Below are 18,419 nucleotides of genomic sequence, written 5' to 3'. Positions count from 1 at the left end.
CGGCAGTTTTAAAAAGAGGTAATAACCATGGGGAAAAAGAAAAAAGACACGATGGAACTAAGATTTTATGAAGTTCCGCAGGGTGAATATGTTCTGGCACTTTTAGGAGACAGCTGGATTCGTGATTACGGACATGATGAAAGCAATCTTCATTTTCACAATCTCATGGAAATCGGATATTGTAAAAACGGTACCGGCAGGCTGATCTTAAATGAACAGACAAAAAGCTACGAACCGGCAATGGTCAGTATTATTCCGCAGAATTACCCGCATGTGACGATCAGTGATATAGCGGAGGGACCAAGCTATTGGGAATATCTATTTTTTGATCCGATGGTCATGATCCAGGAATTGTATCCGGATAATGCTGTCATGCAAAAAAAAGTATTACAGATGGTCAATCGAAAGGCTTTGTTTTTCCATGAATGGGAAAATCGCGGGATTTCCGTTCTTGTGAAGATGCTCATGGATGAGATGAGACAGAAAAAAAGCCATTTTAATGATTGTGTCAGAGGTCTTTTGATCGCATTTTTTACAGAATTGCTCCGTATGTGTGAAAGTGATGTATCGGAGGATGAAGTAAAGAAAAAGACAGGTGTTTCCCAGATTACGGCAGCACTTGATTATGTCAGATTAGAGTATGCGAATAATATTCGTGTGGAAGAACTTGCAAAGGCAAGTCATATGAGTGAGACGCATTTCAGAAGAGTGTTTGAATCTTATATGAATATGTCACCTATGGATTATATCAATCTGATGCGTGTGCAAAAAGCATGTGATATCATGAAAAAGACAAATGATCCGATGGATGTGGTCGCACAGAAAGTGGGATTTACCACGACATCTACATTTAACCGGAACTTCAAAAAATATCTGAATACATCTCCGTATCAGTGGAAGATCAGTCCGGAAAATTATGAGAGAAAACTGTTAAATTATAATATTTCCGCTTTGAAAGGCTGGTAAAACTTATGATTGAAAATGCGTGTTTTGTGTTGAAATACAGATGTAAAATGCGCATTTTTTCGTTAAAATGGAGATAAGAAAAAGATAAAAGGAGAACATTACATGTCATTCGAAATAAAAAAGATCCATGATCCGAAGTTTTTTAAGGAAAACTGTATGTCAGCGCACTCTGATCATATTTCATATGCAGATGAGAAAGAGGCAGAGGAGAAAAAAAGCAGCTTCCGGTTACCGTTAGATGGAATCTGGAAATTTCATTATGCAAAAAATTATGCACAGGCTGTTACCGGATTTGAGGCAGAGGATTTTGACTGCAAATGCTGGGATGATATCCGCGTGCCGGCGCATATCCAGATGGAAGGTTATGATATTCCACAGTATGTGAACATCCAGTACCCGTGGGACGGCAGGGAAGATGTATGGCGCGATACGGTGCCGAGTGAATTTAACCCGGTAGCAAGTTATGTAAAATATTTTACACTGCCGGAAGGGTTTATGAAAAATGGTCTTTATATTTCCTTTCAGGGCGTTGAGAGTGGTTTTGCACTGTGGTTAAACGGTCAGTATGTCGGTTACAGCGAAGACAGTTTTACACCGTCCGAATTTGACCTGACTCCGTATGTAAAAGAAGGTGAAAACAAGCTGGCAGTACAGGTGTTTAAGTGGACATCATCAAGCTGGTGTGAGGATCAGGATTTTTACCGGTTTTCCGGTATTTTCCGCTCGGTTTATCTGTATACCATGCCAAAGGTGCATGTGTATGATTTAAAAGTGCAGCCGGTTGTCGATGAGGCGGTTTTAAATGCAGATCTTCTTGTCACAATGCAGATGCGCGGCGAGGGAAAAGCAAGACTGACCCTGACCGGCAGCAGAAATTATTCCGTTTTGGAAGAAAAAGAAGAACAGATTATTTTCTCTGAGGAGCTGCCAGTCTCTGAGGGGGAAGTTCATTTTGAAAAAGAGGTTAAAAAACCGGATCTGTGGAGTGCGGAGATCCCGAATTTATACACGCTTACGATCGAATGTTTTGATCAAAACGGGGAGAGAAGCGAGCTTGTCAGCCAAAGAATTGGATTCCGCCGTTTTGAAATGAAAGACGGTATTATGACATTAAATGGAAAACGTATCGTATTTAAGGGTGTCAACCGTCACGAATTCAGTTCCATATCAGGACGTGCGGTCACAAAAGAGGAAGTTTTAAAAGATATTGTAACAATGAAACAGAACAATATCAATGCGATCCGTACCTGCCATTATCCGGATGCATCCATTATATATGATCTCTGTGATGAATACGGACTTTATATGATTGCAGAAAATAATCTCGAATCACACGGTTCGTGGGATGCTGCGATGCATGGTTCTGTGCCGAAAGATACGATCGTTCCGGGGGACAACATGGACTGGGAACCGATGATGCTTGACCGCGTCAATTCCTGTTACCAGAGAGATAAAAACCATCCGGCAGTTCTGATCTGGTCAGTCGGAAATGAATCTTACGGCGGAAAAGTAATTTTTGACATGTCCGAAAAATTCCGTGTTTTAGATCCATACCGTCTGGTTCATTATGAGGGAATTTTCAATGACCGCAGATATGAGGCGACCAGCGATATGGAAAGCCAGATGTATACGAGCGTGGAAAATGTGAAAAAATTCCTCGCCGAGCATAAGGAAAAACCGTTTATTATGTGTGAATATACACATGCGATGGGAAATTCCTGTGGTGCCATGCACAAATACACGGATCTGACCGATACGGAACCGAGATATCAGGGCGGTTTTATCTGGGATTACATTGACCAGTCCATTTTGAAAAAAGACCGCTATGGAAAAGAGTTTCAGGCATATGGTGGTGATTTCTTAGAGCGGCCGACGGATTATAATTTCAGTGGAAATGGAATCTGTTATGGCGGTGACAGAGATCCATCCCCGAAAATGCAGGAAGTAAAATTCAATTATCAGAATATCAGTGTCCTGTTTGAAAAGGATGGAAAATTCACGGTAGTGAATAAGAATCTGTTTGCGGGTACAGACCAGTTCCGCTGTGTGGCAGTTTTACAGAAAAATGGAGTTGTGATAAAAAAACAGGAGATCAAAACAGCAGTACCACCGCTTAGTTCTTCCGATTATGAGATACCGTTTGCAGTTTTGCGGGCAGATGGTCAGGATCAGAAAAAAGAAGAACCGGACGTGGAATATGCACTTACGGTTTCATTCCTTTTAAAAGAGGACAGAAGCTGGGCAGATGCAGGTCATGAAGTTGCATTTGGACAGAAGATTTATAAAAAGAGTACCGTTTTCCATTCATCCCAAAAACCAATCCGTGTGGTTCACGGAAAGGTAAATATCGGTGTGAAGGGCGAAGATTTTGACTGTCTGTTCTCCATGTTGAATGGTGGACTTGTTTCTTACCGTTATGCGGGAAAAGAGATGATCGAAAAGATCCCGATGCCGAATTTCTGGAGGGCACCGGTTGACAATGATAACGGAAGTATGGCACCGGCGCGCTATGCGCAGTGGAAGATCGCCAGCATGTATATCAGCCACAGAAATGGAGGAATGTTTGACAATGTTCCAACGAAAGTGGAAGAAAAAGATAATACCGTAAAGATCACCTATACTTATTTTATGCCGACAACACCATCAAGTAAATGTGAGGTGTCCTATACTGTTTTTGGTGATGGAACGATCGAGACAAAACTGATGTATGATCCGGTGGAGGGACTTCCTGATATGCCGGAGTTTGGTATGATGTTTCAGTTTGATGCAGATTATGACAATCTTACCTGGTATGGTATGGGACCGGATGAGACGTATGCAGACCGGAGACATGGTGCGAAACTTGGAATCTACAGTAATAAAGTAGCTGACAATATGGCAAAATACTTAGTTCCGCAGGAATGCGGCAACAAAGTCGGTGTGCGCTATGCGCGTCTTGTGGATGCAAAAGGCAGAGGTATTCTGTTTGAGGGAGATGAATTAAGTTTTTCTGCACTCCCATATACACCGCATGAACTTGAAAATGCAGCACATGTTTATGAACTGCCACAGGTACATCATACGATCGTCCGTGTGGCAATGGCACAGATGGGAGTCGGCGGCGATGATAGCTGGGGCTCATGGGTGCATCCGGAATACCATATTGATGCGACAAAACCATTGGAATTTACATTCCGGTTCAGAGGAATATAGTGTAAAAAAGAAAGGAATAATTTTATGAAATTTGTAAAAGGAATGGATTTGTCTACACTTGCAGAGTTGGAGAAGTGTGGTGCGAAATATTATGACAACGGAGAAGAAAAGGATATTTTGGAGATCATGAAATCTTATGATGTGGATACGATCCGTATCCGTGTCTGGAATGATCCGTGGTCAGAAACAGGAGAATCTTACGGTGCAGGAGAAAATGATCCAAAGACATCTCTTGAGATCGCCAAAAAGGTGACAAAAGCAGGTTTTGGTGTACTTTTAAATCTGCATTACAGTGATTTCTGGGCAGATCCGGGAAAACAGTTTAAACCGAAGGCATGGGAAAGTTATGGTGTCAAAGAGTTAGAGCAGGCAGTTTATGATTTCACGTTAGAGATGATGCATCTTTATTTGGAAAACGGTGTCAATATCACGATGGTACAGGTCGGAAATGAACTTTCAAATGGTCTGCTCTGGCCGGAAGGCAAGGTGCCGAACTATGATAACATCGCAACATTTGTCAATGCCGGTATCCGTGCTGTCCGCAAAGCAGATGAAGAGCGTCTCGCAGGCTCTATCAAAGGTGTATGCCCGCAGATGAAGGAACTGTCAAAGATTCCGGTTATGATACATCTTGACAATGGCGGCAACAATGCACTTTACCGTGAATGGTTTGATAATTTTACAAAACGCGGTGAGGATTTTGAACTGATCGGATTGTCCTATTATCCATTCTGGCATGGATCTCTTCAGATGTTAAATGACAACATGAATGATATCGCAAAGCGTTATGGCAAAGATCTGATCGTAGCTGAAGTTTCCATGGGATATACAATGGAAGATTACAAAGATTATGAGAAACTGTCCGACGAAGAGCGCAAAGGATATGCGACAAAGCCGGCATTGGTCGAGAAAATCGAATATCCGATGACCATACAGGGACAGTACGATTTTATGGAAGATTTCTTAAAACGTATCAGCCATATTGACGGTGGAAAAGGAAAGGGATTTTTCTACTGGGAGCCGGCATGGATTCCGGTTCCGGGTTCCGGCTGGGCAACACCTGCATCTTTAAAATATATACAGGATCCGGGACCATGTGGCAACGAGTGGGCAAATCAGGCATTATTTGATTATAAGGGAAATGCGCTGCCAACATTGAAACTGATCCGCGATTTTGAAGCATAAAATAATTGATGATAAGAAAAGGTTTTAAAATCCTGCAACATTTATGTAAAAATGTTGCAGGATTTTCTGCACTTTGTTGCAGTTTGCATTTCAGCCATTGCAAAGGGAGTTGGATGCAGTATAATAGGATTATCAAAGAAAACAAAACAAATGCATCCTGTTTTCCAAGGATAAAAAAACGAACAGGATGATGTGTGGCAAAATAAGAACAAATGATGTATTAGAAGAAATTAAAGGAGGATTCAAGATGGTTTGGGAGAACGTACTGGCAAAGTTTAAAGAGTTATTTGGAGATGAAGGTGAGATTGGTGTTTATTTTGCACCGGGACGTGTGAACATGATCGGAGAGCATACCGATTACAATGGCGGTCATGTATTTCCTTGTGCACTGACGATCGGTACTTATGGTGTGGCAAGAAAAAGAAATGATAAGAAGCTGCGTTTTTATTCCATGAACTTTGAGCAGCTTGGCGTGTTAGAGTCATCGGTAGAGAATTTAAAACCGGAGAAAGAAGCTGACTGGACAAATTACCCGAAGGGTGTAATGTGGGCATTCGGAGAAAAAGGCATGAAAGTAGAGCAGGGTATGGATCTTGTATTATTTGGAAACATCCCGAATGGTTCCGGACTTTCTTCTTCTGCATCTGTAGAGGTTTTAACAGGATTTATCTTACGCGATATGTTCGGATTTGACGTGACAAATCAGGATCTTGCACTGATCGGACAGTATTCTGAGAATAAATTTAACGGTGTAAATTGTGGTATCATGGATCAGTTTGCTATCGCAATGGGCAAAGCAGGACACGCAATCTTCCTTGACACGGCAACTTTAAAATATGAGTATGCACCGATCAAACTGGAAAATGCAAAGATCGTGATTTCCTGCAGCAATAAGAAACGTGGACTTGGCGATTCCAAATACAATGAGCGCCGCAGTGAATGTGAGAAGGCATTAGCAGAGTTACAGAAAGTGGTTTCCATTGATGCACTCGGAGATCTGACAGAGGCACAGTTTGAGGAACACAAAGATGCCATTAAAGAGGAAGTGTGTGTAAGACGTGCAAAACATGCAGTCTATGAGAATCAGAGAACGATCAAAGCAGTAGAGGCGCTGAAAAATAATGATGTTGCTTTATTTGGAAAACTGATGAATGAATCACATGTTTCTCTCCGTGATGATTATGAGGTAACCGGTATCGAGCTTGATACTTTGGTCGAAGAAGCATGGAAGATCGATGGTGTGATCGGATCAAGAATGACTGGTGCAGGTTTTGGCGGATGTACGGTCAGTATCGTAAAAGATGAAGCTGTGGATACTTTTATCAAAGAAGTTGGAGCCGCTTATGAGAAGAAGATCGGATACGCAGCAGATTTCTATGTTGTTGAGATCGGTGATGGCCCGGTGAAATTAGCATAAAAAGAGAAGTGTTTCATTGTCAGAAATGACATAGACAGCATAATTGTGTATGCGCGACAGAATATAGTCCGGATACGTAGAATAGCGTAGAGGTGAAGAAGAAAATGATACAGGAAAAGATTTTAGAGTTAACAGAATATGGTCTGGTGACAGGACTGGTTGCACCGGAAGATAAGAGATTTACCATCAATCGTCTGTTAGAGCTTTTTAAATTAGATGAGTTAGAAGAGAACATTGTTACAGCTTATGAAAAAAGAGAGCCAATGACACAGAAATCTGCAGAGAAAGCATTAGAGGGTATTCTTACAGAGATGCTTGACTATGCAGCAGAGCAGGGACTGATGCCGGAAGATACGATCACCTACCGCGATCTGTTTGATACAAAGATCATGAGCATGCTTATGCCAAGACCAAGCGAAGTCATTACAAAATTCCGTGGACTTTATAATCATCAGTCTGCCCAGGCAGCAACCGATTATTTTTATAAATTAAGCTGTGATTCAAACTATATCCGCAGATACCGTATCAAGAAAGATTTGAAATGGACTGCAGATACTGAGTTTGGTACATTAGATATCACGATCAATTTATCCAAACCGGAAAAAGATCCAAAAGCGATCGCAGCAGCGAAACTTGCAAAACAGAGCGGTTATCCGAAATGTTTACTCTGCAAGGAAAATGAGGGATATGCAGGCCGTGTGAACCATCCGGCAAGACAGAACCACAGGATCATTCCGGTAACGATCAATGGCAGTGACTGGTTTTTCCAGTATTCTCCTTATGTTTATTATAATGAGCACTGTATCATCTTTAACGGACAGCATACACCGATGAAGATCGAGCGTGCTACTTTTGGTAAACTGCTTGATTTCGTAGAGCAGTTCCCGCATTATTTTGTTGGTTCAAATGCAGATCTTCCGATCGTTGGCGGCTCTATTTTGAGCCATGATCATTTCCAGGGCGGTCATTATGAATTTGCCATGGCAAAAGCTCCGGTGGAAAAAGAGATATCATTCAAGGGATTTGAGGATGTCAAAGCAGGTATCGTAAAATGGCCGATGTCCGTTATCCGTATCAGCGCAGAGAAAAAAGACCGCCTGATCGAGCTGGCAGATAAGATTTTACTGGCATGGAGAGGTTACACAGACGAGGCTGCATTTGTTTTTGCCGAGACAGACGGAGAGCCACATAACACGATCACTCCGATCGCAAGAAGACGCGGCGATTTATACGAACTGGATCTGGTATTGCGTAATAATATCACAACAGAAGAACATCCGCTTGGTGTTTACCATCCGCATGCAAAACTGCACCATATCAAGAAAGAGAATATCGGTCTGATCGAGGTTATGGGACTTGCAGTGCTTCCGGCACGTCTGAAAAAAGAGATGGCAGATTTAGAGCAGGCATTGTTTGATGGAACATCTATCCGTGAGGATGAAGTCCTTGAAAAACATGCAGACTGGGTAGAAGAGTTCCTTCCGAAATACGGATTTACATTCGGTACCGGTTTAGAGGGCGAAGTTACTCCGGAAAGACTGCATGAGATCGTGCAGACAGAGATTGGTCTGGTATTTATGGAAGTATTAAAAGATGCCGGTGTTTACAAATGCACGGAAGAAGGAAGAAGTGCTTTCATGCGTTTTGTAGACAAAGTGAATGAATAGTCATATTAACTTTTTTCTATTTGTATATTATCCTAACACATAGAGATATTTCTATGTGAGGTGATTGATTTGGAAAAAATCTATACAGAGACAGCCAAAATCCTCAAAGCATTGTCTGTTCCTAAGAGACTGCGGATCATCTGAAAGGAGGTTTTCATGCGTAAGAAAAAGGTAGCATTTATATGTGTACATTATCGCTATTTCCATGGGATGTGATGTCGGATGTCCGTATATCGGCAGGGAGTTTGATGATAACTGGGGATTGCCTGATCCGACAGGATGTGATGATAAGGTATTTGTGGAAGTGATAGAAGGGATTGAAAAGAATATTTTAAGATTAAAGGAAATGTTTCGCTGATAACCTTGACATTATGACAGACTTTAGTATTATGGTTCTTGAGTAAAGGAGGAAGCTGAAAATGCGTACATTGATTGCTTATTTTTCAAGAGCGGGAGAAAATTATTTTGGCGGTTCCATAAAAAATATAACGGTTGGAAACACAGAGATCTGTGCTAGACTCATAAAAGAATTTTTAGACGCAGATCTTTTTAAAATTGAGATGAAACAGCCGTATTCGGATCAGTACCGGGAGTGTGTTGAACAGGCAAAAGTCGATTTTGCGGAAAATAACAGACCGGAACTCATAAATTATCCGGAAAATATGGGAGATTATGACACCATTATTCTCGGATATCCGAATTATTGCGGGACGATACCGATGGCAGTGGCAACGTTTTTGGAATTCTTTGATACTTCCGGAAAGAAAATCCTTCCGTTTTGCACGAATGAGGGAAGCGGTATGGGCAAAAGTGAGGAAACGATAAAAGCACTGTGCCCGGATGCGGATGTCAGAAAAGGTAAATCCATTATGGGCGGTCAGGCAAAGAGTTCAAAGACAGAACTTGAAGCATGGGTAAAGCAGAATATCTGATCTGCAAAAATTTCCGTTTGACTTTTAAAAATAAAATAATTATAATTCAAAAAAGAACGAGTAGCAAATCTGCGTAAATCCAGTTTTTGCTGCTCGTTTTTTCATAAAAAATTACATCTTATGAATGATTGCCATAAAAAAGTGTGTAGCTTATCAGCGTAAGTCCAGCTTATATGATAGGTGCACACTTTTTTTGTGCAGAAAACAAGATGCAAAACAAGGAGGATTTAAAATGGCAGAGAGTAACAAAATGAAGGAGATGCCGGTAGGTAAGCTCATGGTTCAGATGGGGATACCGATGATCTTATCGATGGCATTACAGGCGGTCTATAATATCGTGGACAGTGCCTTTGTCGGAAACATGAAGGTGGAAAGCGAGGCGGCATTAAATGCACTTACGCTGGTATTCCCCGTGCAGATGCTTATGGTCGCAGTCGGGATCGGAACAGGAGTAGGAACGAATGCGCTGCTTGCAAGGACGCTCGGGCAGGGAAACAGCAAAAAGGCGGCGAAAGTTGCAGGAAACAGCCTGTTTTTAGGTGTGATCATTTATGCAGTATGTCTGTTATTTGGAATTTTCGGGGTAAAAGCATATATTTCTTCGCAGACAGTGGATGCAGAAGTTCTTTCCATGGGAACGGATTATTTGAGAATCTGCTGTGTGATTTCTTTTGGAATCATTTCCTTTTCACTGTTTGAAAAATTATTACAGGCAACAGGACGTTCACTTTATTCTACGATCGGTCAGGTTACAGGAGCAGTGATCAATATCATTCTTGATCCAATCATGATCTATGGTATCGGACCGGTCCCGGAAATGGGGGTAAAGGGTGCTGCCTATGCAACGGTGATCGGACAGGTGGCATCGGCGTTAATGTTATTTGTTTTTCATATCAGATTAAATAAAGAATTTGACCACGGAATAAAGTATATGAAACCGGATACAGGCATTATAAAGGAAATATATGCGATCGGACTTCCGGCGATCATTGCACAGGCATTAATGTCTGTTATGGTATACGTAATGAACCTTATCTTAAAATTTGCTCCGGCAGCGCAGACTGCATATGGGCTGTTTTACAAAGTGCAGCAGTTTGTATTGTTCCTTGCTTTTGGACTGAGGGATGCGATCACCCCGATCATAGCTTTTGCATATGGCATGCGCAGTAAAAAGAGAATCCAGGATGGAATTAGATATGGCCTTTTATATACCGTTGCACTGATGATCTTTGGCATTATCATTACAGAAATTTTCCCTGGAACATTTGCAACTTTGTTTAATGCCGGACAGTCGAGAGAATATTTTATCGGTGCAATGCGGATCATTTCCATCAGCTTTCTTTTTGCAGGGATCAATGTGGCATATCAGGGAATTTATCAGGCACTAGATGGTGGAATCGAATCACTTGTGATCTCACTTTTAAGACAGCTTGTGATCATATTGCCGTTAGCAGGAATATTTTCTGTGTTTGTAAGAAATGGTCAGGCAGGGGTTTCACTGATCTGGTGGGCATTTCCGGTCACAGAGTTTATAGCATGTCTGGTAGGATATGTATTTTTAAAGAAAATCAGAAAAACAAAAGTTGACAGTTTAGATTAGGGAGGGATGAACCATGGCAAAAAGAATTATCACGATCAGCAGGGAATTTGGAAGCGGAGGACGTTTTATCGGCGAGAAAGTGGCAAAAGAGCTTGGAATTGCATATTATGACAAAGATATTATCAGCCAGATCGCAGAGAAGTCAGGACTTTCACCGGAATATATCAGGGAAAAAGCAGAATTATCCACAAAAAAAGGGTTGTTTGCGTATGCATTTACAGGAAGGGATATCACGGGAAAATCCGTGGAAGATATCGTATATGAAACGCAGAGCAAAGTGATCATGGAAATAGCACAGAAAGAGGACTGTGTGATCATTGGAAGGAACGCCGATTTTATTTTAAAGGACAGGGATGATGTGCTGAATGTTTTTATACATGGGGATATGCCACAAAAAGTGGAGCGTATCTGCAGGTTATATCATGTGACGGAAGCTGATGCAAAGAAAATGATAATGGATATAGATAAACGCCGCAGCACAAACTATAATTTCTATACGGAACAGAAGTGGGGTCTGGCAGCGAATTATACGTTAGCGTTAAATAGTTCACAACTTGGATATGACAGATGCAGACAGATTATACTGGATTGTGCAAAATAAAACAATATTAGTGATGCAGTACACCGGCGAAAGATAGAATCATTGGAAAGAGGAAGTACATATCCGGATGAAAACGGCAAATGAGAAAACAAAAGAAATGGATATGTTAAATGGAGGGGCGGTGCGTACAGCATGCTTGTTTCATTTACAATCCTGATCGCCGCAAATATCAAGGAACGGAAGGAAAGGGCATGGACGCCGGTATATCTTCCATACTGGTATTTCTGACATCATCGATCTCACTACTTTCGATCTGGTGGTTAAAACCACAGAAGATGCGGATTGCTGGAATGGCAACAAGTATTACGTCCCTGTTTTATCAGATCAGTATAAAAAACTGGGCAGGGCTGCTTGAAATCGTTGTGATCTGCAGTAATATCCTGTCTTTTGCAAAATATAAGAAAGAAACAAAATAAGTGACAGATATCTGTCAGCCTAAAAAAAAGATACCTTACAGAAAAAAGGTATCTTTTTTTGTGCCCTTTTTTTTCTTTACAATGATGTCAGAACATGAAAAGGAAAAAGGAGTAGTCAGTATGCAGGATACATATCAGTTTATCGGAGAGGATGCCATATTTAACTTAAAAAATGCGGAAAATTACAGTTATCTGTATTTCCCTGTGGCAGGAGAAGCAGGAATCAAAAGTGCAGTGACACCGAATCTTTCAGGTGACTGTAAGATAGATCAGAATACTTTTATACTTGAGCCGGTCAGTGCAGAAAATCTGCATAATAACCGCAGCAGCAGGAACTTCTGGTGCCATGTCGCAAATGCTGGTAACTGGTCGGCAACAGGCATTTCTGCGGAAGAAGAGTCGAAGAAGTTTACCGGATTGTCAGATAAAAATGAAGTGACAGCAGGACTGATGTGGCATACCGTGACGAGAACTTCAGATAAATATCAGTTATCTGCAGAAATCACATCGTTCGTTCCGGTGGATGAGAACGCAGAGATCATGTATGTGGAGATCACAAATATCGGGAAGATGCAGGTGCGGTTCACACCAACAGCGGCAATCCCTTTATATGGAAGAAGTGCAGATAATATCAGGGATCACCGACATGTGACATCTTTACTGCACCGGATCAAAACGGTGGAAAACGGTGTGCTTGTGACACCGACACTTTCATTTGACGAGCGTGGGCACCGTAAAAATGATGTGACCTACTTTGTCTGTGGTTTTGATGGAAACGGCGAGCCGCCAAAAGATTTTTATCCGGTCGTGGAAGATTATATTGGAGAAGGCGGCAATTTCGAGAGACCGGAGGCAGTTGTAAAAAATCTTGAAGGTGTGAAGGCAGGATGCAGCTTTGCAGGATGCGAGGCGGTCGGAGGACTCCATTTTAAAGAGGTGGTGTTAGAGGCAGGTGAAACTGTGTCCTACACAGTCCTGATCGGAGCGTTAAAGCAGCAGGAAGCTGCAGAAGAAAAGACAGATTATGAGAATACAGGCAGTGATACAGTGACAGATTGGAAAAATGCTGACGTAGAACATGGTATCGCAGAGCTTACCGCAAAATATAAAACAGCGGACAAAGTAAAAAACGAATTTGCCCGTGTGAAAGCCTATTGGGAAGAAAAAGTAAATGTTTCTTATCATACAGGAGATCTGGTGTTTGACAAATACATCCACTGGGTAAGTTTTCAGCCGATCTTACGACGGATCTACGGCTGTTCTTTCCTGCCACACCATGATTACGGAAAAGGCGGAAGGGGCTGGAGAGATCTCTGGCAGGATTGTCTGGCACTTCTGATCATGAATCCGGATGGTGTCCGGGAAATGCTTTTATCAAATTTTGCCGGTGTGCGTATGGATGGAACGAATGCAACAATTATCGGAGAAAGACAGGGCGAATTTATCGCAGACCGCAATAACATTACACGCGTGTGGATGGATCATGGTGTGTGGCCGTTTTTTACGACAAAACTTTATATCGATGAGACCGGGGACATAGAGATCTTAGATGAACAGGCTGCCTATTTTAAGGACAGACAGGTTGTAAGAGGAACCAAAAAGGATGATGCGTGGGACGAAGCATATGGCTGCTGGCAGAAAACAGAGACACAGGAAATCTATAAAGGGAGTGTATTAGAACATCTTCTGCTGCAGAATCTGACCGCTTTTTATGAGGTTGGGGAACATGGACATATCTTACTTCGCGGGGCAGACTGGAATGATGCACTGGATATGGCACCGGAACGCGGGGAGAGCGTTGCGTTCACAAATGCCTATGCCGGAAATTTAAAGGATATTGCGGAACTTTTAAAGACATATCAGGAAAAAACAGGAAAAAGTACCGTTTTCCTTGCAAAAGAGATCAGCGTGCTGTTAGGCGGAGACGGGAAATTATATGACTCCGTCGAAAAGAAGAAAGAGCTGCTTTTATCTTATGCAGAGAGCTGCGTACATAACGTCAGCGGAGAAAAAACAGAAGTACCGGTAAAAGAATTGATCGAAAGCCTGTCGGACAAAGCAGAATGGATGATGGATCATATCCGCAGCACCGAATGGGTGACAGATTCAGAGGGAAATGGCTGGTTTAACGGCTATTACGATAATCACGGCAGGCGTGTGGAGGGTGAATTTGAACAGGGCATCCGTATGATGCTTACCAGCCAGGTGTTCGCTGTGATGGCAGGAACTGCAAAAGAAGAACAGGTAAAAGAGATCATAAAGAGTGCAGACCGCTATCTGTATAAGGAAGAGGTCGGCGGTTACCGCCTGAATACGGATTTTGATGAGGTAAAGATGGATCTTGGCAGGATGTTTGGCTTTGCATATGGCGAGAAGGAAAACGGAGCTGTATTTTCCCACATGGCGGTGATGTATGCAAATGCACTGTACCGGAGAGGTTTTGCGGCGGAAGGATATAAGGCACTATCCGCCCTTTACCGTCAGTCGGTCAATTTCCCGGTCAGCAGGATCTATCCTGGAATCCCGGAATATTTTAACGGGCGCGGAAGAGGCATGTACCATTATCTGACCGGTGCTGCAAGCTGGTATATGCTGACAGTGATCACAGAAATGTTCGGGGTCAAAGGAAAATGCGGTGATCTTTTACTGATGCCAAAGCTGATGCCGGAGCAGTTTGATAAGAATGGTCTGGCAAAACTGTCACTTTTCTTTGCGGGCGTAAATTGTCAGGTTATTTATGAGAATAAAGAAAAAAAAGCATTCGATAGATATCAGATCGAAGAAGTACGGTTTGACGGCAGAAAATTAGAGCAGGAGGAATGGAAAGCAGATGAAGCAGAAAAATCTGCGATCATTCCAAGAACGAAGTTAGAAGAAGCAGGAAAAATGTTACATGAGGTGTATGTTGTACTGAAATAGAGGAGATTTGTTTATGATGAGACAGAAGGAGAATTTTATACTTGAAAACTACGGAAAAAAGTCGACCTTTGCAAGTTTTCTGCCTGGGATCGCCGGCATCCGCGGTATTCCGATCTGGTGTTATTATGTCAATCGCGGACAGTGCGTGGTAAGTTTTGGTGTGGATAATAAAGATCATGCCATTATGGAATTTTATCCGGCACATCAGGCATATCAGAATGTAAAGACAACAGGATTCCGTACTTTCATCAAAAAAGACGGGATTGTCTGGGAGCCTTTTTCAGATGAGACGGTAGAACACAGTATGCAGATCGCAATGAACGGTCTGGAAATTGAGGAGAAGAATCAGGAAAGCGGTCTTAGAACCAATGTATATTATTATACACTGCCGGAGGAAAATCTTGGGGCGCTGATCCGTATGGTCACCGTGGAAAATATCAGTGAGAAACCTGTAAAGATCGAAATTTTAGATGGAATGCCGGCGGTGATACCATATGGTGTGTCCATGGAAAATACAAAAAATATGTGCCAGACAGCCAAGGCATGGATGCAGGTGGAGGATGTCGCAGAGTGTATACCTTATTTCAGGGTGCGTGCAAGTATGGCAGACACGGCATCTGTCCAGAAAATTGAAGGTGGTAATTTTTCTGCGGGATGTTTAAAAGATGGTGAATTGCTTGCACCGATCGTGGATACTTCTGTTATTTTTTCATATGATGCTTCCTTGCAGAATCCGGTCGGATTCAGGGAACACAGTTTAAAAGAACTCTATGGGATGGAGCAGATGACACAGAATCAGTTTCCGTGCAGTTTTTATGGAACAGTAAAATGCCTTGTACCGGGAGAGGAGTTTACTTTATATGAAGTGATCGGTCAGGTGGAAAATAAGCATATCCTGTCTGATTTCTTTGCAGATAAGAAAGACGATTCCTATTTTTATGCAAAGCGTAGAGAAGCAAAAGAACTGGCAGAGAATCTGACGAATGGAATTGATACGAAGACCGCTTCAAAAACATTTGATGCGTACTGCCGATATACCTATATGGATAATGTTCTGCGTGGAGGTTATCCGATGCGTCTTGGAAACAATAAGATTTTTTATGTGTATTCCAGAAAGCACGGGGATCTTGAGCGTGATTATAATTATTTTTCCATGCTGCCTGAATTTTACTCACAGGGAAATGGAAACTTCCGTGATGTAAACCAGAACCGCAGATGTGATACTTTTTTTGCTCCGTTTGTGGGACGGGAAAATATTCATGAATTTTACAGTCTGATCCAGTTAGATGGATACAATCCATTAAATGTTGAAAAACTGACCTACCGTGTTCCTTTGGAAAAAGCGAAAAAAATTCTCTCACGTCTGCCGGAAGAACAGGGGGAAATGCTGATCGGATTTGTGACAGAACCATTTACACCGGGAGCACTTTACCGGAAATTAGACGAGGTTTTAAAAGATAACTGGGATGAATCACTGTTTATCCAGATCATTGATTTTGCTGAGGGAATGGTAAATGGAAACTTTGGAGAAGGTTACTGGTGTGACCACTGGACTTACAATCTGGATCTGATATTTGATTATCTTGAGGTATTTCCTGAGAAAGAACAGGAAATGCTCTATGAAAATGTGTATACGACTTTTTTGTCACAGATCAATATCAACCGTCGGTTTAAGCGTTACGAAGAAACAAAAAACGGACTGCGTCAGTATCATGCCCTGGATGAATCTTCAAGACGGAAAGATTCCGGAGAGAAACTGGTACGCACAAAGTATGGCAATGGCGATGTGTTAAAAGTGACGCTGATGGAAAAGCTGCTGCTTTTATGTGTAACAAAATTTGCAGCATTAGATGCCTATGGAATGGGAATCGAGATGGAGGGCGGAAAACCCGGCTGGTATGATGCCTTAAACGGAATGCCTGGAATGTTTGGATCATCAATGGCAGAAACTTATGAGCTTGCAAGAATGCTTTCCTATATCATCGATGCCCTAAAACGGTATCCGGGACAGGTCGAAGTGATCGAAGAACTCGCTTGTTTTATGGATGAACTCAATCTGATCAACAGGATTGAGCAGGACAGCCTGTACCGGGACGATCAGGTATTATCATTCTGGAACCGGATCAATGATGCAAAAGAAATTTACCGTGACAAAACGTATTCCGGTATCTCAGGAAATAAGATCGTGTACCGCACAGAGAATCTGGCAGAGATGTTAGAAGGATTCCGGGGAACGATCTGCCTTGGCATCAAAAAAGCGTGCAGGCTTTCCGGAGGAATCTGTCCGACCTACTTCACTTATGAGGTGACAGAATATGAAAAATTAAAAGACGGCGGAATCCGCCCGCTGGCGTTTCAGGTAAATACAGTGCCTTACTTCTTAGAAGGACCGGTGAGATATTTAAAACTGCAAAAGAGCAGGGAAGAAAAAAAGAAGCTGTATCAGAATATCAAAGAGAGTGATCTATACGACAGAAAGTTATCCATGTACAAGGTCAACGCATCTTTGCAGGAGGCGTCTTTTGAACTCGGACGTGCACGTGCGTTTACACCGGGATGGCTGGAGAATGAGTCGATCTGGCTGCATATGGAATATAAATATCTGTTAGAACTGCTGAAAAGCGGGCTGTATCAGGAATTTTTCGAAGATTTTCACAAGGCGGCAGTGCCGTTTTTAGACCCACAGGTATATGGAAGAAGTACCTATGAAAATTCTTCCTTTATTGCAAGCAGTAAAAATTCGAACAAATCCTGCCATGGAAAAGGTTTTGTGGCAAGATTAAGCGGTTCTACGATCGAGTTTATCAGCATGTGGAAATTAATGATGTTCGGTTCACACCCATTTTCTGTGGAAAATGAAGAATTTGCATTTACACCATGCCCTGCAGTGCCGTCTTATCTGATCAGGGAAAATGGGGAAGTCAGTGCCACACTGCTTGGAAATATAAAAGTAACATATTGTTTTTCGGAGAAAGCTGATTTCATTCCGGGAAATTATCAGATTAAGAATATGACGTTTACTTATGCAAATGGAAGCGATATTTATGTGGAAAAAGATCATGTGGCAGGAAAAATTGCAGAAGATATCAGATCCGGTAAAGTAGTTGAGATTTATATGGAAGCAGAGAAAATACCGGATACTGAAAAATGACACCTTTGAGAAACGGCTTACTTACTATTATATCGGGCAGTTCAGCCGCTATATCAAAAAAGTGCAGTCCGTATTGGAACGACACGTTACACAGACCGCATCGAAGTAACAGGATTTTTGAATCCGGATGGAAGCCGTGCGATCGTGCTTTTGAATAAGACAGATGCACCGGCAGAATACACCCTGCGTGAAAATGGCGAGGGCTGCATGGGAACACTTGCACCTCATTCCATCCAGACAATCTGCTACTAAAAAAATGATACCTTTTTAAAATAAGGTGCATTTTTTATAGAAATGGTGGCTGTTATAATTCAATCATCAACAGAGAACAGACATGTTGAAAGGGAAAAACAATAATCAAGATGAAAAAGGG

Annotated in this window: 12 protein-coding genes and 1 pseudogene; all 13 read left to right on the top strand. The window is 41.9% G+C overall.

Translation table 11 applies throughout. The annotated features are described in order from the left end of the window. The first annotated feature begins 27 nt into the window (after positions 1–27). The 13 genes and pseudogenes from DXA60_RS11110 (at position 28) to DXA60_RS11050 (ending at position 18,298) form a co-directional block, all read left to right on the top strand. On the top strand, positions 28–966 hold the full coding sequence (locus tag DXA60_RS11110) for a helix-turn-helix domain-containing protein (RefSeq protein ID WP_015521516.1): 939 nt from the start codon (positions 28–30) through the stop codon (positions 964–966). 102 nt (positions 967–1,068) lie between these two features. Next, on the top strand, positions 1,069–4,158 hold the full coding sequence (locus DXA60_RS11105) for a glycoside hydrolase family 2 TIM barrel-domain containing protein (protein WP_117921261.1): 3,090 nt from the start codon (positions 1,069–1,071) through the stop codon (positions 4,156–4,158). 24 nt (positions 4,159–4,182) lie between these two features. Then, complete coding sequence (locus DXA60_RS11100; protein ID WP_117921260.1) at positions 4,183–5,343, top strand: glycoside hydrolase family 53 protein; 1,161 nt, start codon at positions 4,183–4,185, stop codon at positions 5,341–5,343. Positions 5,344–5,590: 247 nt separating this feature from the next. Next, a complete protein-coding gene (locus DXA60_RS11095; protein WP_117921259.1) occupies positions 5,591–6,760 on the top strand; it encodes a galactokinase in 1,170 nt (389 codons plus the stop codon). Positions 6,761–6,864: 104 nt separating this feature from the next. After that, positions 6,865–8,427, top strand: a complete 1,563-nt coding sequence (gene galT / locus DXA60_RS11090; RefSeq protein WP_117921258.1) for a UDP-glucose--hexose-1-phosphate uridylyltransferase — start codon at positions 6,865–6,867, stop codon at positions 8,425–8,427. A 193-nt stretch (positions 8,428–8,620) separates the two neighbouring features. Next, positions 8,621–8,785: pseudogene (locus DXA60_RS11085) on the top strand (arsenate reductase ArsC); the annotation flags it as partial. Positions 8,786–8,846: 61 nt separating this feature from the next. Then, complete coding sequence (locus DXA60_RS11080) at positions 8,847–9,359, top strand: flavodoxin (RefSeq protein ID WP_117921257.1); 513 nt, start codon at positions 8,847–8,849, stop codon at positions 9,357–9,359. A gap of 232 nt (positions 9,360–9,591) precedes the next feature. Beyond that, on the top strand, positions 9,592–10,959 hold the full coding sequence (locus DXA60_RS11075; RefSeq protein WP_117921256.1) for an MATE family efflux transporter: 1,368 nt from the start codon (positions 9,592–9,594) through the stop codon (positions 10,957–10,959). A gap of 13 nt (positions 10,960–10,972) precedes the next feature. Next, the gene (locus DXA60_RS11070) at positions 10,973–11,560 is read left to right on the top strand and encodes a cytidylate kinase-like family protein (protein WP_117921255.1); all 588 of its coding nucleotides are present in this window, start codon (positions 10,973–10,975) and stop codon (positions 11,558–11,560) included. Between the two features lie 191 nt (positions 11,561–11,751). After that, the gene (locus DXA60_RS11065; RefSeq protein WP_158570873.1) at positions 11,752–11,976 is read left to right on the top strand and encodes a YgjV family protein; all 225 of its coding nucleotides are present in this window, start codon (positions 11,752–11,754) and stop codon (positions 11,974–11,976) included. A gap of 120 nt (positions 11,977–12,096) precedes the next feature. Continuing rightward, positions 12,097–14,895, top strand: a complete 2,799-nt coding sequence (locus DXA60_RS11060) for a GH36-type glycosyl hydrolase domain-containing protein (protein WP_117921281.1) — start codon at positions 12,097–12,099, stop codon at positions 14,893–14,895. 13 nt (positions 14,896–14,908) lie between these two features. Further along, positions 14,909–18,046: a hypothetical protein gene (locus DXA60_RS11055; RefSeq protein ID WP_117921253.1), complete on the top strand. Its 3,138-nt coding sequence runs from the start codon at positions 14,909–14,911 to the stop codon at positions 18,044–18,046. A gap of 72 nt (positions 18,047–18,118) precedes the next feature. Then, positions 18,119–18,298: a glycoside hydrolase family 30 beta sandwich domain-containing protein gene (locus tag DXA60_RS11050; protein WP_117921252.1), complete on the top strand. Its 180-nt coding sequence runs from the start codon at positions 18,119–18,121 to the stop codon at positions 18,296–18,298. The last annotated feature ends 121 nt before the right edge of the window (positions 18,299–18,419 follow it).

Origin of the sequence: Roseburia sp. OF03-24 (assembly GCF_003463035.1) — a bacterium.
Lineage (GTDB): Bacteria > Bacillota > Clostridia > Lachnospirales > Lachnospiraceae > Roseburia > Roseburia rectibacter.
The sequence above is the reverse complement of the archived record's forward strand: the minus strand, read 5'-3'. Positions and strand labels throughout refer to the sequence as shown.